We start from the raw sequence: 20024 nt of genomic DNA, 5'->3' as shown, positions 1-20024 counted from the left end.
AGATGTTTTAAGCTGTTACAGGTTTCTTTTTAACCCAGGGTTTTATGATGATAAACAGGATGAGTAAAACAGCTATCCCGCTGCCGGCCACTGGAAGGTAATCACCGTGCATCACATAAAAAGTAAGGTCGGAATTCAGGTTGATATCTTGTTTGATGGCGGTTTTGGTCCACCATTTGGTTTGCTGCACAACATCGCCCCGCTGGTTAATAAATGCCGATATCCCGGTATTGGCCGACTGGGCTACCCACCTGCGGGTTTCAATGGCGCGTAGTTTGGCATAATCCAGGTGCTGGTCTTTACCTGACGTATTTTCCCACCAGCCATCGTTGGTAATGATGGCTATAAATTGCGCCCCCTTTTTCACCGAGCGTGCAATATACCCTCCAAAAATAGATTCATAACAGATAACCGGATCGACACCGATGCCGCTTTGCGAGTAAAAAACATCGGCATCCGCCTGGCTGCCGTAGGCCCCGGTTGCGCCGCCAAGATGCTCAAAAACAGGCTTTAAAAACGATAGCGCCTTACCAAAAGGCAATGATTCGGCTCCCGGTACCAGCCGCGATTTATGGTAAAATTGCACTTTGTCGCCATTTTCGATATTTAACGCGGTGCTAAAACTATCGGCATAAACGCCCGGTTGCTGGGTCGGGCTTGCAGTAACGGTTTTGCGGGTGTTGTATAGTTTGTAGGTTTCGGCGCCGGTAACCAGGTTTCCATTTTTATAGCTGTGCAAAAAGGCATGTGCCTGCCTGTAGTAAGGGTTTTGCTGTATCCGGTCTTCATCTATATAATCAGGGATTGCCGTTTCGGGCCATAATATAAACTCAGTGTTGGGCTGCGCAATACCCTTCGAAAGGTTTACCATAATATCAATCTGGGTAGCCGTCGGGATAGTTCCCTCTTTTTCGTAAGGATCGATATTCGGCTGCACAGCAACAATATTTGATGGATTGCTTTGCTCTGTATAGTTATAATAGGTATATAACGAGAAACCAATGGGTAAAACAACGGCCAGCACAAACCCGCTGATAAGCTTTAACCTCAATTGTTTGGTTTGTGCCTCGCGCAGGCCAACGTAAATTAAAAAGGCCAGGATGTTTACTAGCCAAATCCAAATAGTGCCACCATAAACGCCGGTATACTCATACCATTGAATCCATTGGTGGCTAACGGCAAAGCCATTGCCCAGGGTCATCCACGGAAAGTTTAAATCCCAGCTTTGGTGCAGGTATTCGTATCCTATCCACAGGCAAACCAGGCCGGCTAAGCCCCAGCCGCGACCGGTTAACAACCGTAAGCGATAATATAGCCAGCAGGCGGTAGCCATAAGCAATGGGCCTAATGAATAAGGTATAAGCGTAACCGGGATGGCGGCCACATTACCAACCTGTTTCAAGGCGTTGTACACCCAGTATACAGATCCTACATTCCAAACAAAAAAGCCTATAAATGCGGTATTGAAAATCAGTTTTCCTTTTTTGGCCGATGTGGATTGGATGATGTTCTCCATCGCCAGCAGCATGGGCACAAAGCCAATAAAAAGCAGGAACGTTGTATAAGGTGTTGGTGGCCAGGCTATCCACAACAATAAACCGGAAAGGATGGCTAAGGGAAGATTTTTTTTCATTAATAACGGTAAAGGAGATCTATTTAAAGGTGTCGCCGGGGTTTGCAAATTTATCTGCGTTGTACTTGTCAGAATTCCCTTTCGGGATAGATAGCGACTGCCATTTTGATCCTGTTATCATTTTGCCGATAAAAACAATCTGGCCTATATGATAAGGATAATGGGCCAACTGCCGGTTTATGGCATCCTCAATACGGTGCGGCTCGTTGCGGATTTTTACCGTTTTTTTCCAGTCTTCGGCAGTTAGCGAATTTAACGCGTTAAACAAACAATCCCAGCCCTGGTCCCAGGCTGCCATGATCTGTTCGCGGGTATTAATGGTTTCTTCAAACTCTGTGTCGCGGTTTCGCCATTCTTTCTCCCCATCGGTGATCAAAAAGTTGGTCCATCGCGACAGCATATTACCCGATAGGTGTTTGATAATAACGGCAATGCTATTGCTTTCGGCATTAAACTGCCAAAACAGGTCGGCATCATTTAATTGCGCAAATGTTTTTTCGCCTAACTTTTTGTAATAGGCAAATTGTGTAATGGCACTTTTCAAATAAATATCCATGGCTATTCGTCATCGTTATCGTCGTCTTTGTACTTGTTTTTTGTGGGCTTCGGCTCGGCGCCGGCCACACACATTACAAACTCGCCTTTTAGCGGATGTGTTTCAAAATATAACTTTACTTCGGCAACAGTTCCCCGCACGGTTTCTTCGAACATTTTAGTGAGCTCGCGCGATACCGAAATGAGCCTGTCGGCACCAAAATACAAGGCCATTTCGTCCAGCGTTTTCAATAAACGGTGTGGCGACTCATATAGTATGATCGTGCGCTCTTCGGTAGCCAAAAATTTATAGCGGGTTTGGCGTCCTTTTTTCAACGGCAAAAAGCCCTCAAAACAAAACTTATCCGTAGGGAACCCCGAATTTACCAGTGCCGGCACAAATGCAGTAGCGCCGGGCAGGCATTCCACATCCAAATTGAATTTCAAAGCTTCGCGCACCAGGAAAAAACCCGGATCGGATATCGCCGGTGTACCGGCATCAGATATCAGGGCGATGTTTTTACCCTGCAGCAAAAATTTAATGATCTCGTTTGACGATTGGTGCTCATTATGCTGATGGTGGGCAAATACCTTCTGGTGAATATCAAAGTGTTTTAACAGCGGTGCCGATGTACGTGTATCCTCGGCCAAAATCAGGTCTACCTCCTTTAAAACGCGAAGCGCCCGAAGTGTGATATCTTCTAAATTACCTATTGGTGTGGGAACTAAATATAATTTGCCTGGCATGTAGTTGTAAGTTTTGAGTTTTGGGTTTTGAGTTGAGTGATGGGTTTCGGGCAAATTAACTATTTGCAAAAAACTCATAACTCAGTACTCCAAACTGATAACTCGTTATATCTTTGCCTAAAAAATAAAATAATGCTGCAAGTTAGTTATATCCGGGATAACCGGGAACAGGTTTTGGAACGTTTGGCTGTAAAAAATTTTAAACAGCCCGAACTGGTTGATGAGTTAATAGGGCTGGATGACAAACGTCGCTCCACCCAAACCAGCATGGATAACGTTTCGGCCGAGGCCAATGCAGCATCAAAACAAATTGGCGACCTGATGCGCGCCGGCAAAAAAGCCGAGGCTGAAGAGATTAAAGCCAAAACAGGTGCCTGGAAAGAAGATATCAAAAAATTTGGCGATCAACTGGCCGCTACAGAAGAAGAGCTTTACCAAAAACTGGTATTGCTACCCAATCTGCCACATAGCTCGGTACCCAAAGGCTTAACGCCCGAAGAAAATGAAATTGTTTTGGAGAACGGTGCGAAGCCGGAATTGCCTGCCAATGCCCAGGCACACTGGGAACTGGCCGCAAAATATAACCTGATTGATTTTGAACTGGGCGTTAAAATAACCGGCGCTGGTTTCCCGGTTTATAAAAATAAGGGAGCCAAACTGCAAAGGGCGCTCATCAATTATTTTATTGACGAGGCTGAAAAAGCGGGTTACGGCGAAGTAAGCGTTCCGCTGATGGTTAATAAAGACTCTGGTTTTGGCACCGGCCAGCTGCCTGATAAAGAAGGGCAGATGTATTTTGTAAATGAGGATGAACTATACCTGATCCCTACTGCCGAAGTACCAATCACCAACATTTTCCGCGACGTAATATTAAAGGGTGATGAGTTGCCGGTTAAACATTGCGGGCATACGCCATGTTTTCGCCGCGAGGCTGGTTCTTATGGCGCGCACGTTCGCGGGTTAAACCGCCTGCACCAGTTTGATAAGGTAGAGATTGTACAGGTGGTACACCCGGATAAATCATACGAAACACTGGAGCTAATGAGTGCCCATGTACAGGGTTTATTACAAAACCTTGGCTTGCCGTACCGCGTGCTGCGCTTATGTGGCGGCGATATGGGCTTTGCATCGGCTTTAACTTATGATATGGAAACCTGGAGCGCCGCGCAACAACGCTGGCTGGAAGTATCATCCGTATCAAACTTCGAGACATTCCAGAGCAACAGGTTAAAACTGCGTTTCCGCAATTCCGAAGGTAAAACACAATTGGCACATACCTTAAACGGAAGCGCATTGGCCTTGCCACGCATTGTTGCTACGCTATTAGAAAACAACCAGACTGAAAAAGGGATTAAAATACCCGAGGTATTGGTACCTTATACTAAGTTTGAGTGGATTGATTAATTTTTTGCAACATTATAAATAATGTCATTGCGAGCGCAGCAACCTCGTCGCCAATTGAGGTAAAGCGCTTGCAATGACATTTATCCTTAGCTCTCCTATTACCGCTAAACACTTACGCCCTTTTGTCATTGCGAGCGCAGCGTGGCAATCTCGTCGCCAGCCCAGGCCGCCATGCCAATTAATCATACCACCCATCGCTCAAATCATCCCACGAAGGGTTGAAACCTACAATCAAATCAATTTTCTTTTGTCTTGAACCAGCCTTCAATTGCTTTTCTCTTGCGATGGCATCTTGTACCCATTGAAATTCTTCGTAATAAACTAACTTATTGCAATTGTATTGAGCCGAAAAACCGGTATTGACTTTCTGTTTATGCTGGGCTATCCGACTTTGTAAATCGTTGGTTACGCCAATGTAGAAGACCGTATTGGCTTTATTTGATAAAATGTAGATATAGTATTCGTGAACCTTCATGATGGACATGCATGGCGGCCTGGGCTGGCGACGAGGTTGCCGCGCTGCGCTCGCAATGACAGTTTATTTAAATGCGAATAACATATATATGCAATAAAGATTTTTAACTTGATGCCTTTGCCATCAACGCCATAACCGGGGCGTCGAAAATATGAGCTAAAGCATTTGAAAAGCTGTTGCCTTTTTCGGATTTCTTAAAATCTTCGGGATAAAAAATGTAATCAACCCCCAGCACTTTTAAAAGGCTATCAACCTTGGTATGCTCTTTTTGCTTGTAACAGCAAACCTTTATTTTGTTGTAAGCCGGGTTTGATTGTAAGCGGCGCAATATTTTTTCTATATCGGCGTTCAGATGATCGTAGTCAAAAATTACCAGGTTGGGTTTCTGCTCGTGAATGGATGGGAAAATATGACTTGTTGACGAAATATGCTTAAATTGTTTATTGTTCGGCAACAACTCAACCGAAAAAGTATCGGGAGCAACCAATAGCACATTTTTAGACCGTACTCGGATCATGATCAATCAATTAAGGGGACTTAAAAGTAATTGTTAAAGTGCACTTTGTCAACAAATTATTACTTTTTGTAATAAAATAATGCAAAAAAGTATAGTTTGTTGCGAATTTAATAGGTTGACAGACATGGGATTTCTTTTAGATTAATTTGTTTTATCTCAAAATTAATCCACATCGGTCACGGCGACTTATACGGGAAAAAAACACAAAATGTTAGCGAGGTTCGACAGGTTTTTACGATAATAACGGTAGCCTAAATTTATACTATCCTCTTAGCATTATCCTTTACAAATGTATCCCAGCCCGAGTATGATTTTTTGCTGCCCGAACCAGATTTGCTGCCGGTGCTCATTCTTTGAAAGGAGTGACAAACGGCCACCGCCAGGCCATCTGTAGCATCCAAAAAATCGGGCGTTTCTTTAAACTTTAACAAGTTTTGCAGCATGGCCGCAACCTGCTCTTTGGTGGCATTTCCGTTGCCGGTTATAGATTGTTTTATTTTGCGGGGAGCGTATTCTGTAATATCTAAATTGCGCGATAGGGCCGCCGCTATAGCCACGCCCTGCGCACGCCCCAGTTTGAGCATTACCTGGATGTTTTTACCATAAAACGGAGCTTCGATGGCCAGGCAGTCGGGATGGTAGTTATCGATAAGGGCGACGGTTTTTTCAAATATGCGTTGTAACTTGAGCATGTGGTCGCCAAGCTTTTCCATCTTTACCACACCAAGAGCAATAAGCTCAATCCTGGGGCCGGTTTCTTTCAACAGGCCATAACCCATAACTGCTGTTCCGGGGTCGATTCCTAAAATAATACGCTCTTTTGTGCTGGCCTGTTGCATACCCCTCAAAGGTAACCAATCAAAGCAAACTATTGTGCAAAACGGCTATATATTGCTCCCGGGATATCATGCGCGCACCCATAGATTCCAGGTGATTGGTATGCACCTGGCAATCAATCAGCTTAAATTTATTGGTTTGGCACAGGTAAATTAAAGCTGTTTTTGACGCGTTACTTACTTTGCTGAACATACTTTCGCCACAAAAAACATCGCCAACCCAAACGCCGTAAAGCCCCCCAACCAATTGGCCCTGCTCCCATACTTCAACAGAATGGGCATAGCCTTCGGCATTCATGCTGATGTAGGCGGCCTGCATGTCATCGGTAATCCAGGTGCCGTCCTGCCCTTCGCGCGGGGCGGTTGAGCAGGCTCGTATAACATCGGCAAAACAAGTATTGGTTGTAACCCTGAACCGGTTGGAATGGAGTACCTGGCGCATTGATTTGGAGATTTTTAATTCATCGGGATACAGCACAAAGCGCTCATGGGGCGAATACCACAGGATGGGCGAATCGTCGCTATACCAAGGGAAAATGCCATTTTGATAGGCCAGTAAAAGCCTTTGGGTTGATAGGTCGCCGCCTACAGCCAAAAGCCCGTCTGGTTCGGCCAGATCGGGCTCAGGAAAAAGTAAACGTTCATCAAGCCTGAATATCATCAGGCGCAAATTTAAGCTTTGCGGCGAATCACCAGTTTTTTATTTTGCGCTTTGGCAATGGCATCAAAATAGGTTTGCATTTCGTTGTATTTGGCTGCAGGGATCACCTGGTTGGTTAAGTTGAATTTGGTTGTGTTCACTACCTGATTTTTAATAGCATCGTATGTGTACTTTACATCGTAAGTACCATAACTGAATTTGAGGCTTTGACTGGCAGGTAAAGTTTCAACCTCAAAGCCTGCCGGGAGATCAATAGTTGTAACACATGATTTTAACATGGGCACGTCGAAATAATAATCACTTTTCCTTTTTTCTTCTACTGGTAATGTTGCTTGCCATAAATCAAAAACCCGTGGCTTGTAAAAGTGTTTATCCCCAGATGTTATGTCGCAAAATTTATCATAAACCAAATCAATATTTACCTCTTTAACGCCATCGCCGTCAGTCGACGGTTTAAAGATTAATTCCGATGGCTGTTTCATGTTAAGCATCGTTATGACCGCTTGCTTTTGTTCATCCGTTTTCAAAGCCTCTATACTGATATAGTCATCACGATAGTCACCCGTGCTTAAAATTTTTAGATGCGCCTTGGATCCGCCATCTGCATCCAACACTACGTGGGCTTCTGCGTTGAGTTGATTATCAATGGCAGCGCTTTTGGGGGTGTTAACCAACTTACCGCCATTTTCAGTAATTACTAAGGCATTTCTGTTTTCTGTAAACTTGCCTAATTTGCCAAATTGCTGGGTTTGGCTGGTACATTCCAACCAGGTGGTGTCATTTTTTAACGGAACGCAAACGATAATGTGATTTGATAGATCATTTGGAAAAGCAGGGTTACACGGCTCTTCATTTGTTCCAGCCCTTACTTTGGCGTAGTATGCGGGAATATCTACTGCTTTGAGCATCGCGCACATATAGTTGGATAATCCTTTACAATCGCCGTATTTTTTTTCGTCAACAAAACTGGCCGGAAATGGCTTTAAGCCTCCTATACCAAGCTGCACACCAACATACCTGACATTTTTTTGAAGATAATTGTATAGAAATCTTACCTTTTCCTTGTCTGTTTTAATATTGGCGGTCATGGTTTGTATTTCCTGTACGCGCTTTGGGCTTAAACTACAAATATCTGAGTTTAAAGATTGTTGCCATTTTCCATAGTTTTGCCAAGAACTTATATTCCCAGGTATGCCATAATATTCAAAATCATTGGCCGCAAAATAAACTTTTGGTAACACCCGCCACGATTCTGAGCCGTCTTCGGGTTTAATCGCTTTTAAATTGGTTACCTGCCAGGTATAGCTATCTGTTTTTTCCAGGGTACTCTTTTGTGGTTTGATATTAGTATTTTTGTTACTGTATCTAAAACCAGCATCAGCACTAATCGAAATGTGATAAGAAGTGTTTTGAACTGATTGGTCGAACCCTTGAATATACCATGCGCCTAAGTCTATTGAACTTTTGCTGTCTTCAGCATAAATTATTTCGATAGTACATGGGTACGAAGATATAGTATGTCTTATTTGCAGCACCCGATCTTCTGTTACCAATGTTTCATTGTCGACAGCTAAATGATCATACATATCGCTTTTGTGATACTTTTTAATTAACGTACCGGCAGCATCGTAGACCTTCATTTCAAATGAGTTAACAGAATTGAATTTTTTATTATATTCAATTCCAAATCCGGCTTCACCGTTACCCTTTTCATTCAGTATTGTAACAATAGAGTGGTATTGCTTTTCGGCTTTTCCGGGACCTTTAATATTGCAGTCTTCCAAGCTGTACCGCACTACCGAATTTGCATCCTCCTTCAATGAATCAGGAATAGTTGTTGCTACATATAATTCCTTAGGAATATTTTTATCCTGGCTATAACCCGGGGCATATAGCGCACATAAGGCCGCTGTGGTGAGCAGCAGCCTGGTGTAATGTTTAATAAGCATAATTTTATTAGCCTTTTTTAAGTACAATTTGCTCGTTAAGCATATCGTACATTTTTTTACAAAACTCACGGAACTCGGGGTAATTCTCTTTAAAATATAACGACTTTTTGTGATCGATGCTAAAGCGAACCATTATTGAGCCATCCTGCTCGGCAACCAGGCGTTTAAAGACTACAGTTCCATCGGGTATGGCCATGCTGATGCTTTTGGGCATTGCATCAATTTTATATCCTGTCGGAATTTTAAAAATGCCGGTTATGGCGTAGTTGTCGCGGTATCCAAAATCAATATCAGTAAAGCGGTTTTCGGCCAAAAACGGGTTTGTTTTAAGACCGGTAAACAGATTTGAATTAAAGTAGATGTAATTATCGTCGCTGCCCGTAAGGTCGAGGTTGAAATTGAGCTTTTGACGTAACGGCAGCGTGTCAATATCCATATTCTCGAAGGTAAGGCCCGATATTTTTAGGCTGTTGTTGTCTTCGCGTAAGTAGTCATTATACTTTTTTTCGCCATCGGTTTTATACTTTTTGGTGAAGTACATTTTGTTATAGCTAAAGCTGCTGATATCGGCAGTACCACTCATTTTGCCATCGGCCTTAATTTCGGCATTCAATAAAATAACCTGGCGTACAGGGTCCGGTTGTTGCAAAAAGGGCAGGTCGTACACTTTATTGTCCTTATCGAGCATGAGGCCAAATGAATTTAAAAACACCTCGGGCACCTGGTTGTACAAATTATATTTGTTGGTAGCATCAAGTACATAATATTTGGCACTATCAACCGGGATGTAGGCAACAGTGCTGTTAAACTGGGTGGTTGATGGATAGCTGGGGTTTATACGACCATTTTTGCGGGTGCTTACCATCATCGGATAAACATTTAAGCCTGATTTTTTAAGTAGGTGGTAAAGGATAAGGTTTACCTCGGCCGAGTTTCCAATCTTCTTTTCCCATGCTTTTGGTGTTCCGTCGCTGGTATAGTGGGCATAGTAATCGTTCCATTTCATGGTGTTTTTAACCTCGTTAAAAATATAGGCAATTTTTTCATCGTCGGTTTTAAGTGCTTTTGCCTTATTAATAATTACTTCTTCGCCGGCAAGTTTACGGTTAAACTGGCCACCAAAGTCCTCATCGTCTACCATGTTTTGGCCAACTTTTGTCCACGAATCCTGGAAGTTTGGTGCAAAATAGCCGGGTATGCGGATGCTTAACAGCTGGAAAAGGATCCGTTCGGAATTGTCATTGCGGGCATCCATATACGGTTCATCTTTTAACGAAGGGATATTCACCATCGCCTCGGTATGCGTGTTTGATGAGCTTGTTTTATCAACGGCGTAAGGAGAGTGAACATTTGAAAGCCTTTTATAGGTTAATATATCGGGAGTATTGGTATTTAACTCGCTATACCGGGTTGGCAAATCTGTTTGAAAGTACCAATCGGGAAAGTTTGCAATTGACTGGCTTGTTAAGCGATACTTGTATTCGATAATTGTACCCGGTTTAACATTAGGAAACGAAAACACCATGGCCGAGCGATACTTGTCAACGGCTTCGGTAAATATCTGTTTTTTATCAACCTTTATAATTTCAACAGCACCATTGGTTAAGTTAATAGTTTGCGCCTGCAAACCGGTAATGTATTCAATGCGATTGTAGCTGTAATATTCGATGCGAATGTTGGCCTCATCCTTACCATTATCGTTAAAAATTTTGATGCGCTTGTGCCTGTCGGTATTGATATTGTATTGGGTATCAAAGTAAGTATCGCCTTTGTCAAATAGAATTTCGGCGTTGGCGTCGGGTTCAAAATCGCATTTGGTCATTTCCAGATCTGCCTTATCAACTTTACCGAATGATTGAGCTGTTGGTAAGGGGGTGGCAGTTTGTGCGTTCGCGGTAATGGTTAACGAGCCCAGCAATAGCAGGGAAAAGATTTTGTTCATGTCAATAAGGTTTAATCAGACGAATATAATAATAGGAAAATGATTCTTGTTAAAATAAATAAAACAATTTATTTACTTGTTTGTAATCGGGCAACGTGTTTTTGTGGGGGCAAGCGCATCTAAACAGTTAACGGCGATTAGTTTAGTGTTAACCATGTTAAAATACAAAGCATTGATTGCTAAATATTTATAAAAAACATATCTGAAATGTGTTAAGTTATGTTAACCCAATCAGATACGTTTTCCCTGCGCTCTTTTTAAAACATATTTTATTAGTAATGACAGTCAATTACCTTTGTATGTGCTATTTTGGCGTTAAATAAGCCCCGGTTGTACTATATTAGTAAATTGGCACCGTGATTGATATACCATAGTTAATGAAGCAAAAATTTTACGATACTGCTGTGAAGCAGGAAAAAGCTGTTCTGGTTGGCGTGATGACACCCCATGTAACCGATGAGCAGGAGAAAGAATATTTAGAGGAGCTGGAGTTTCTGGTTGCTACGGCAGGCGGCGAAACCATAACTCATTTTACCCAAAAACTACAAAGGCCCGATAGGGCTACCTTTGTGGGCAGCGGTAAGCTGGAAGATATTAAAGCTTTTGTTATTGAAGAAGAGATTGATATGGTGGTGTTCGACGATGAGTTATCGCCATCGCAACTGCGCAATATTGAAAACGAACTACAGGTAAAGATACTTGACAGGAATAACCTTATCCTGGATATTTTTGCCAATCGCGCGCAAACGGCCCAGGCCAAAACCCAGGTTGAGCTGGCCCAGCTACAATATTTACTGCCACGCCTTACCCGTTTGTGGACTCACCTTGAGCGCCAGAAAGGTGGTATTGGTATGCGCGGACCGGGTGAATCGCAGATTGAAACCGACAGGCGTTTGATATTGAATAAGATAGCCTTACTGAAAGACCGGCTGAAACAAATAGACAAGCAAAACGAAACCCAGCGTAAAAACCGGAGCCAGATGGTGCGTGCAGCATTGGTGGGTTATACCAACGTTGGTAAATCAACCATCATGAACATGGTATCCAAATCGGAAGTGTTTGCCGAAAACAAACTGTTTGCCACCTTAGATACTACGGTAAGGAAAGTGGTGCTGGAAAATGTTCCTTTCCTGTTATCAGATACGGTTGGTTTTATTCGCAAGCTGCCGCACCAACTGGTAGAGTGTTTTAAATCGACCCTGGATGAAGTGCGCGAGGCAGATATATTGGTGCACGTGGTAGATATTTCGCACCCTAATTTTGAGGATCAGATACGCACTGTTAACGAAACCCTGAAAGATATTGGCGCCGTTGACAAAAGGATGATAACGGTATTTAATAAAATAGATGCTTTTAAGCCGGAAGATCACCAGATAGAGCAACAGGAAGAGCCGCTAACGCTTGACGATTTTAAACACAGCTGGATGGCCAAAAACAATAGCCCGGCCATATTTATATCGGCCACAAAAAGGGAAAATGTTGATGAGTTCAGGAGTTTACTTTATGAGGAAGTGAAAGCGATACATACCGAGCGTTATCCATACGATCATTTGTTGTATTAGCAGGTAAAGCCCCCTAACCCCCTGAAGGGGGAACTTTTGATTCGCTAAGTCGCTAAATAAAACGGCCCCTCTGATGCAAGAAGGGTCGTTTTATTTTAAACTATGGTTCCCCCTTCAGGGGGTTAGGGGGCTTAGAAACAGTTCTTCTTCTATTTTGGGTATAATATTCTTTTCCTGCGCCGTATCAAAAAGCAACGTTATCGCCTTCCTTCCCTCCTCGCCTAATTCCACGGAGTATTTATTTACATACAAATCAATGTGTTTGTACATCACCTCTTCACTCATTTCCTGGGCGTGCGAGCGGATAAATTCCAAACCCGATTTTGGGTTGGCAAAAGCAAACTCAACCGATTTACGCAATACCTTGTTTAATTTGTACTGAACATCTGCTGGTAAATTACGGTTGGCTACTATTCCGCCAAGCGGAATGGCGCAGCCGGTTTGCTTTTCCCAATGATCGCCCAGGTCGATTATTTTTTTTAAACCCTTATCCTGGTAGGTGAAGCGGTTTTCGTGGATAATCAATCCCACGTCAACGCGGCCTTCCAATACCGCGTTCTCGATATCAGAAAAAACAAGCTCAACCTTATTGGTTGCATTTGGGAAAGCGTTGCCCAATAAAAAATTGGCGGTAGTGTATTTTCCGGGAATTCCTATTTTAAGTTGTGAATTGTGAGTTGTGAGTTGTGAGTATAGTTTTTCAGGGTCGGCTTTGCAGATCAGCATTGGTCCCACGCCAAAGCCCAGGGCGCTGCCCGAATCAAGCAGTACATATTTATCGGCCACGTAAGCAAAGGCATGGTAGCTAAGTTTAGTCACATCTAATTCCCCTCGAAATGCTTTTTGGTTCAGGGTTTCTACGTCATCGTAAAAAACCTCAAATTCCAGTCCTTCGGTGTCAATTTTATGGTGAATTAGGGCATCAAAAATAAAAGTATCATTGGGGCAGGGCGAAAAACCGAGAGTTAGTTTCATTTACGTTATAAGTTGTACGTGTTACGTTATACGTTAAAAAAGGGTACGTATAACGTATAACGTCAAACGTAAAACCTCTGCTTGCGTTTTTGAAGTTTCACGTATAACGTACTACGTCAAACGTAAAACCTAACCCGTCATTAAAGCTTAATGATTGCGTCAATCAGGTCGATAGCAAAGGTATTCAGATTTTTTATGGCAAGCCCTATCTGCCAGTTATCACGATTGCGTTTTTCGACGAAATTTGACACTGCCCTGATTTGGATACAGCGCGCGTTAACCTGCCGGCAGGCATAAAAAAAAGCCGCGCCTTCCATGCTTTCCAGTTGCGGGTTTAAGCGCTCCTGCACCTTTTTGATAGATGTATCATTGCCATGAACAGTATTTACCGTAATGGCCCTGGCTTTTTTTAAATAGAAATTGCTTTCAACCTCGTCTAATGAGGTTGTTGGTTTATAGGTAACCTCGCCAAAGCCCAAAACGTTCATGGGTATAAACTTTTCGTCGTCTTCTGCACCGGTTTCAGCAAAGGTATCGTCGGTTACTTCTACTACAAAGCCAGGTTCAATGCTTTTGTCAAAGCTGCCTGCGATGCCTAAATTTATTACCAGGTCATATTTATTATGGGCAAAAAGACGCCCCAGGGCAAAGGCTGTAGGAACCATGCCGGCGCCGGTTATTAATACATCTATTTTATTCCCGAAGTATTTGGCCAATGGTTCAACTTCGGGCGCCGTTGCGGCAACAACTAATATGAGCATATTGCTTTTGTACCTTTTATTATTTACAGTTTTTTGACCACGAATATAAAACAACTGGCCTGTTTTTGTTTTGTATATTTGCACCCACTTATTATTATGATGATACATATAACGCGCAAAGAACATTTTAATGCCGCTCACCGGATGTACCGTGAGGAATGGAGCGCTGAAAAAAACAATGAGGTATTTGGCAAATGCGCCAACCCCAACTGGCATGGTCATAATTACAATTTATTTGTAACGGTTAAGGGCGAAGTTACCCACGCAACGGGCTATCTGATGGACTTGAAAGAGCTTAAGGTTATTATTAACGAGCATGTTATTGAAAAGCTTGATCATAAAAACATCAATTTAGATGTTGAATTCATGGCGGGTAAAATGGCATCAACGGAGTTACTTTGCATCGAGATTTTTAATCAGCTTAAGGCGCCAATTGAGGCTTATGAGGGGGTGTTTTTACACTCGGTAAAACTATATGAAACTGAAAATAATTCCGCGGAATATTTTGGCGGATAACCAGATAAAATGATTGATAAAAACCACATCCCCGACCGCGATGATGATATTGACGGTTACACCAAAATAGACAGGTATAACCCGCAACTGATTGAAAACCTATCGGCCCATTACCTTGATGTTTTAAAACAAATTGGCGAAAATCCTCAAAGAGAAGGACTGTTAAAAACACCTGAACGGATAGCCAAGGCAATGCTGTTTTTAACCCATGGCTATGACCTGGACGCTAAAAGCATTTTGAATTCGGCCATGTTCAAAGAAGAATACAGCCAGATGGTAATTGTAAAAGATATTGAAGTATACTCGATGTGCGAGCACCACATGCTGCCTTTTTTCGGAAAGGCACACATTGCCTATATTCCTAACGGCTACGTGGTTGGGCTAAGCAAAATACCACGCGTAGTTGATGCTTTTGCCCGCAGGCTGCAGGTGCAGGAGCGCTTAACCAACGAAATTCGTGATTGTATACAGGAAACGCTTAACCCGGTTGGTGTAGGAATAGTTATTGAATGCCGCCACTTGTGCATGAGCATGCGCGGTGTGCAAAAGCAAAACTCGGTAACCACCACATCGGCTTTTACAGGCGAGTTTTTGAAAGAAAAAACCCGCACCGAATTTTTAAATTTAATAAGTTCGAAATTAAGTTGAGCCCCCCGGCCCCCTAAAGGGGGAGCAGGAAGGGTTGATAAGCAATAATTATAAACATAAAATTCCCCCTTTAGGGGGTTAGGGGGCTAAATGAAAGCATATATTTTTCCAGGGCAGGGCGCCCAATTCCCGGGTATGGGCAAAGATCTTTACGAGCAATCGGATAAAGCACATGAGTTATTTGAAAAGGCCAATGAAATATTGGGCTTCAGGATTACCGATGTGATGTTTGATGGCACAGCCGAAGATTTGGTTCAAACAAACGTTACCCAGCCGGCTATATTTTTACACTCGGTTATTTTAGCTACCGTGTTGGGCGACGACTTTAAACCGGATATGGTTGCCGGCCACTCCCTTGGCGAGTTTTCGGCCCTGGTTGCTGCCGGTGCATTATCGTTTGAAGATGGCTTGCGTTTGGTGGCCGCACGTGCCAATGCCATGCAAAAAGCTTGCGAATTACAACCATCAACCATGGCTGCCATATTAGGGTTGGATGACTTTACAGTAGAAGACATATGTCAACGCGCTACCGGCGTGGTGGTAACGGCAAACTATAACTGCCCGGGCCAGTTGGTTATTTCCGGCAGTATTGAAGGGATTGACGAAGCTTGCGAAAAATTGCTGGCCGCTGGTGCCAAACGGGCTTTAAAACTCAAAGTTGGCGGAGCTTTCCACTCGCCATTAATGGAATCGGCCAGGGTTGAATTAGAGGCAGCAATTGTTGCCACCGAAATTAAAGCCCCGGTTTGCCCCATTTATCAAAACATTGATGCCAAACCTTATACCGATCCTGCTGTTATAAAACAAAATTTAATAGCACAGCTTACAGGTGCCGTAAGGTGGACACAAACGGTGAAGCATATGTTAGAGGATGGTGCCACCTCATTTACCGAGGTTGGGCCGGGCAATGTATTGCAGGGGCTTGTTAAAAAAGTTGACAGGGCAATAGTTACACAAAGCGCGGTTATACCTCAATAATATTTTAAAAAGGCACTATTTAATAGTGCCTTTCGTTTTTAAACCAGTAATACCTGATAGTAATTTGACAACCCCGGGAAAAATACGTGTGCTGCTAACCCTTATTGGTATAGGGTTGTTGTTTACGGCTATTTTTATCCAAAAAACATATACGCCGGTAAATAACCTCGACCAATCAGCGCTGGCTCTTGAGGCTAACTTACACAAAAAGGAAGCTTACATTGGTAAGCTGCTAAAAGATAAAGAACAGGTTAACAAATTTAAAACCCTGGCCGATAACGACCAGGAGGCCATTAACAGGATAGAGGAGTTTACAACCAAAAGGAACACCTGGTTTATAACAGCGTACAATAACCATTTAAGTTTTTGGAGCGGCATTAAAGTTTTGCCTGATAGCATAGGCAATATCCACGAGGGCAATTCCTTTATCAGGCAGCCCAATGGATATTATGAGGCGATTAGGAAAACTGAAGGGGCTTTTTCTGTAATATTTTTCATCCCGGTAAAAATAAATTACAGCTTTACTAACCAGTATCTTCAAAACACTTTTGCTAAAGATTTAATAACGACAGACAATATTGAGCTTACCGACCTGGGCGATAAAAATGCTTACGATGTACACAGCATCAACAACGATTATCTTTTCTCTGTTAAACAAAAAGCCAGCAGCGTCAACTACGCATTTATATATTATCAAGCTGTTTTTTGGATTTTAACCATCATAACGCTTTGTATATTAATTCATAATATTTGCTGCCATATGGCGGCAAAGGGCTATGCCTGGTTATCGGTGGTTTTCCTGGGCTTGTACATAATTCTGTTTCGCATCGTTAATTTATATTATCACCTGCCCGATTTTCGGGGGATGCTTAAATTGTTCGACCCCGCCATTTTCCATTCCGGAGTTTTGTATCCGTCTTTTGGCGACCTGTGTATAAACCTGCTTTGTGTTTTTTGGTTTGTTGCATTTATTTACCTGCAACGGCGAAGATTGTTTACAGCGGTTTACAAAAACTCAATAGGCTATTTCATCGTAGCAGGCTGCATTCTTTTGCTCATTGGCTTGTCCACATCGCTGTTAAGGCTATTTTATGACCTGGTCATTCATGCAGGCATCAACTTTAACGTGAACAATGTGCTTGGTTTGTCATCATTCAGTATTCTGGGTGTTTTAATGTTGTGCTTTAGTTTTCTAATTTTTTATCTGGTTGATGAGGTGGTCCTTTTTATATGCCTCAAACTGGATGTACCCAAATTGCACCAATTACTATTGCTGGTAGTAGGCGTTGTTATTAGTACAGTTGTTTTTGCACATCATTACGATTTTAGTTTGTTTTATTTGTTGTGGATGCTGTTGGTTGTGATGAGGGCATTTGGATTTATTTACCAGGGCGGTAAGCTTACAACAAGCGCTTTTTTGGGCGTTCTTTTAATCTGTTCGTTAATTTCGGCTATTAAGTTAAACCATTTTGAAGGCATTAAAGAGGAAGCTGTACGCAAAAAGTTGCTGCAACGGTTAGGCGACCCAATTGACCATTATGCCGAAAACGCATTTATAAAGATTGAGAAGCGGATTCTTGTTGACACAACTATTGTACGCTACTTTAAGGAAAACATACATAACAACGAGTACCTGTTAACCCGATTTCAGAAACTGTACTTTGATGGATACCTGTCAAAATATGTTATAAAAATACACGAGTATGATGCCAGTGACCAACCCCTGGCTAACGACGACATCCCGATAACAGGATTTAAAGACCAGGTTGTATATAATTCATATAAGGTTGTACCAACATCTTATTTTTACCGGGGCACGGCATCGTTTGGACGCCAGAGTTATTTCGCGATACTGCCCATAAAAAACGGGAATAAGCAATTAGGAACATTGGCCATTGAATTTACATCAAAACCAGTTCAGGTGCTTGGGGCTTTCCCTGATCTGTTGATCGAAGGGTCGTTACAATCCGAAGATGAATTTAAAGATTACTCGTATGCGTATTACTATGATAATCGCTTGCAAAGCCAACGGGGAAGTTATGTTTACACCCTTAATAATCCGGATTTTAAAGGGGTATTGAAAAGTTATATTACAAAAACCACCCGGTTCAACAATCCCGAATGGTACAATACTTTTACAAAATACGACCACCTGATTTATAAACCCAACAAACGCAATATCATCGTAGTAAGTAAAGAAACAAACCCGCTCTATAACGGTGTTGCCTCTATAACTTTCTTTTTTATGGCGCTGTTGGTATTTAGTGCTATTATTATTATAGCCCGGGGCGTGTGGGTACGCGTTAGGATTTTGAGTATTAAGGATGATAAAATCCGCTGGAAATTCAGGATCAATTTTGATAAGGTACTTTACAGAACCCGCATTCAGTTTGTAATGATATTTGCGGTTGTTGTTACGCTTATTGTGGTGGGCTTTATCACCTTTGTATCAATCGGGCGGCAATATCATGAACAGCAAGACAAGCAGATTCGCGATAAAATAACCAGGATTGCCGAGACTTTTCAAACCGGAGCTTTAAACAGGTACATCTATAATGTAAACGAAAAAAACCAGGTTGATTTTAACGTATTGGCCGAAACATATTCTACCGACCTTATTTTGTTTGATACCAACGGGGTGCCGCTGGTTACAACCCAGCCAAAAATGTATGAGGCTGGCCTGGTGGCAAAAAAAATGAACTCCCGGGCTTTTATTTACCTGAGCCGGCTGCAAAAAACAGAATTTGTGAACGATGAAAAAATAGGAGAATTGAGCTACAAGGCCGCTTATGCACCCATAGTAAGTTCGGGGCAAAAGGTTATTGCCTACATCCAATTGCCCTATTTTTCAAATGAGGCCGATTATAAGCAGCGTATAAGTTCGTTGTTGAATGTGATGATAAACGTTTATGCACTGGTATTTATAGCAATAGGCTTATTGGCTATTATTATTGCCAGGCAAATTACTGCCCCCTTAAGCTTTATACAGGAAACCCTGAGTAAAACCATATACGGCAAAAAGAACGAGCCGATAAAATGGCAACGAAATGATGAGATTGGAGCGCTGGTTAAGGAATATAATAAAATGATCTCGGCCCTCGAGAACAGTGCAACCAGGCTGGCGCAATCTGAACGTGAAAGCGCCTGGCGCGAAATGGCCAAACAAGTGGCCCACGAAATTAAAAACCCATTAACGCCACTCAAATTAGGTTTGCAGTTGCTTGATAAATCGTGGCGGGATAAGGACCCTAAGTTTGATCAGAAATTTGAACGTTTTAGCAAATCGTTTGTTGAACAGATAGAAAGTTTATCGTCCATCGCGTCTGAGTTTTCCGCTTTTGCAAAAATGCCCGATACCCGTATTGAGCAATTGAATGTTTTTGAAATGCTTAACCAGGCGGTAACTATATTTAAACAGATGGATAACATACATATAGTATACCAATTGCCCGAGGCCCCTTTTATGATAAATGCTGATAAAGATCAGCTATTGAGGTGCTTTAACAATTTATTGAAAAACGCCATCGAGGCCACGCCGGCAGATAGAAACGGGCTGATAAACATCAACTACCTTATAACCAGCAAAAATGTGTTGCTTACCATAAAAGATAACGGTAACGGCATCCCCGAGAATATGCGTGAAAAAATATTCGAGCCCAATTTTACAACCAAAAGCTCGGGTACGGGCCTTGGGCTTGCTTTTGTGAAAAACTCAATTGAAAATGCCAACGGTAAGGTTTGGTTTGAGACAACCATCGGCGTCGGTACCACTTTTTACCTGAGCTTTCCATCCGCGTAATTTGAGGTGAAAGGCAAAAGGTCAAAGGCGAAAGGTAGCTGCGGAAAAGGTATGTAATTTGGGGCGAAAGGTTAAAGGCAACTGCGG

17 protein-coding genes are annotated in these 20024 nt (G+C 42.4%); 6 read left to right on the top strand and 11 right to left on the bottom strand.

What is annotated here, in order from left to right; translation table 11 throughout:
* Positions 1 to 7: 7 nt before the first annotated feature.
* The 3 genes from lnt to rsmI are packed head-to-tail and all read right to left on the bottom strand — an operon-like array spanning position 8 to position 2914.
* Positions 8 to 1633 carry an apolipoprotein N-acyltransferase gene (gene lnt, locus FSB76_RS13725; RefSeq protein WP_147054212.1) on the bottom strand — a complete coding sequence of 542 codons (1626 nt, stop codon included), beginning with the start codon at positions 1631 to 1633 and terminating at the stop codon, positions 8 to 10.
* A 19-nt stretch (positions 1634 to 1652) separates the two neighbouring features.
* Positions 1653 to 2189 (bottom strand): DUF1572 domain-containing protein, encoded by a 537-nt coding sequence (locus tag FSB76_RS13720; RefSeq protein ID WP_147054210.1) that lies wholly within the window; start codon positions 2187 to 2189, stop codon positions 1653 to 1655.
* Between the two features lie 2 nt (positions 2190 to 2191).
* Positions 2192 to 2914, bottom strand: coding sequence for a 16S rRNA (cytidine(1402)-2'-O)-methyltransferase (gene rsmI, locus FSB76_RS13715; protein WP_147060977.1), 723 nt, complete (start codon positions 2912 to 2914; stop codon positions 2192 to 2194).
* 132 nt (positions 2915 to 3046) lie between these two features.
* Between rsmI and serS the strand changes: the two genes are divergently transcribed.
* A complete protein-coding gene (gene serS, locus FSB76_RS13710) occupies positions 3047 to 4318 on the top strand; it encodes a serine--tRNA ligase (RefSeq protein WP_147054208.1) in 1272 nt (423 codons plus the stop codon).
* Between the two features lie 178 nt (positions 4319 to 4496).
* On the opposite strand, the gene FSB76_RS13705 is transcribed toward serS, so the two are convergent.
* The 6 genes from FSB76_RS13705 to FSB76_RS13680 all read right to left on the bottom strand — a co-directional run bounded on the left by FSB76_RS13705 (position 4497) and on the right by FSB76_RS13680 (position 10698).
* Positions 4497 to 4793, bottom strand: a complete 297-nt coding sequence (locus tag FSB76_RS13705) for a GIY-YIG nuclease family protein (RefSeq protein ID WP_147054206.1) — start codon at positions 4791 to 4793, stop codon at positions 4497 to 4499.
* 103 nt (positions 4794 to 4896) lie between these two features.
* On the bottom strand, positions 4897 to 5310 hold the full coding sequence (locus FSB76_RS13700) for a hypothetical protein (RefSeq protein WP_147054205.1): 414 nt from the start codon (positions 5308 to 5310) through the stop codon (positions 4897 to 4899).
* Positions 5311 to 5567: 257 nt separating this feature from the next.
* Positions 5568 to 6149 (bottom strand): crossover junction endodeoxyribonuclease RuvC, encoded by a 582-nt coding sequence (gene ruvC, locus FSB76_RS13695; RefSeq protein ID WP_147054203.1) that lies wholly within the window; start codon positions 6147 to 6149, stop codon positions 5568 to 5570.
* Between the two features lie 19 nt (positions 6150 to 6168).
* Positions 6169 to 6807, bottom strand: coding sequence for a leucyl/phenylalanyl-tRNA--protein transferase (aat, locus tag FSB76_RS13690; protein ID WP_147054201.1), 639 nt, complete (start codon positions 6805 to 6807; stop codon positions 6169 to 6171).
* 11 nt (positions 6808 to 6818) lie between these two features.
* Positions 6819 to 8756: a DUF3857 domain-containing transglutaminase family protein gene (locus FSB76_RS13685; RefSeq protein WP_147054198.1), complete on the bottom strand. Its 1938-nt coding sequence runs from the start codon at positions 8754 to 8756 to the stop codon at positions 6819 to 6821.
* Between the two features lie 7 nt (positions 8757 to 8763).
* Complete coding sequence (locus FSB76_RS13680; RefSeq protein WP_147054196.1) at positions 8764 to 10698, bottom strand: DUF3857 domain-containing protein; 1935 nt, start codon at positions 10696 to 10698, stop codon at positions 8764 to 8766.
* Between the two features lie 377 nt (positions 10699 to 11075).
* Between FSB76_RS13680 and hflX the strand changes: the two genes are divergently transcribed.
* Positions 11076 to 12260, top strand: coding sequence for a GTPase HflX (gene hflX / locus FSB76_RS13675; RefSeq protein WP_147054194.1), 1185 nt, complete (start codon positions 11076 to 11078; stop codon positions 12258 to 12260).
* A gap of 114 nt (positions 12261 to 12374) precedes the next feature.
* Here the strand turns inward: hflX and FSB76_RS13670 are convergent, their stop codons facing one another.
* A complete protein-coding gene (locus FSB76_RS13670) occupies positions 12375 to 13235 on the bottom strand; it encodes a menaquinone biosynthesis family protein (protein ID WP_147054193.1) in 861 nt (286 codons plus the stop codon).
* A gap of 140 nt (positions 13236 to 13375) precedes the next feature.
* The gene (mqnB, locus tag FSB76_RS13665; RefSeq protein ID WP_147054191.1) at positions 13376 to 13996 is read right to left on the bottom strand and encodes a futalosine hydrolase; all 621 of its coding nucleotides are present in this window, start codon (positions 13994 to 13996) and stop codon (positions 13376 to 13378) included.
* A gap of 99 nt (positions 13997 to 14095) precedes the next feature.
* Here mqnB and FSB76_RS13660 point away from each other — a divergent pair, with 99 nt between their 5' ends.
* From FSB76_RS13660 to FSB76_RS13645, 4 genes are all read left to right on the top strand, one after another.
* A complete protein-coding gene (locus FSB76_RS13660; RefSeq protein ID WP_147060976.1) occupies positions 14096 to 14512 on the top strand; it encodes a 6-pyruvoyl trahydropterin synthase family protein in 417 nt (138 codons plus the stop codon).
* 9 nt (positions 14513 to 14521) lie between these two features.
* Positions 14522 to 15160, top strand: a complete 639-nt coding sequence (gene folE / locus FSB76_RS13655; RefSeq protein ID WP_147054189.1) for a GTP cyclohydrolase I FolE — start codon at positions 14522 to 14524, stop codon at positions 15158 to 15160.
* 90 nt (positions 15161 to 15250) lie between these two features.
* Positions 15251 to 16138 carry an ACP S-malonyltransferase gene (gene fabD / locus FSB76_RS13650; RefSeq protein ID WP_147054187.1) on the top strand — a complete coding sequence of 296 codons (888 nt, stop codon included), beginning with the start codon at positions 15251 to 15253 and terminating at the stop codon, positions 16136 to 16138.
* Between the two features lie 64 nt (positions 16139 to 16202).
* The gene (locus FSB76_RS13645; RefSeq protein ID WP_147054185.1) at positions 16203 to 19937 is read left to right on the top strand and encodes a sensor histidine kinase; all 3735 of its coding nucleotides are present in this window, start codon (positions 16203 to 16205) and stop codon (positions 19935 to 19937) included.
* The last annotated feature ends 87 nt before the right edge of the window (positions 19938 to 20024 follow it).

It is taken from the genome of Mucilaginibacter ginsenosidivorax (assembly GCF_007971525.1).
Lineage (GTDB): Bacteria > Bacteroidota > Bacteroidia > Sphingobacteriales > Sphingobacteriaceae > Mucilaginibacter > Mucilaginibacter ginsenosidivorax.
The sequence above is the reverse complement of the archived record's forward strand: the minus strand, read 5'-3'. Positions and strand labels throughout refer to the sequence as shown.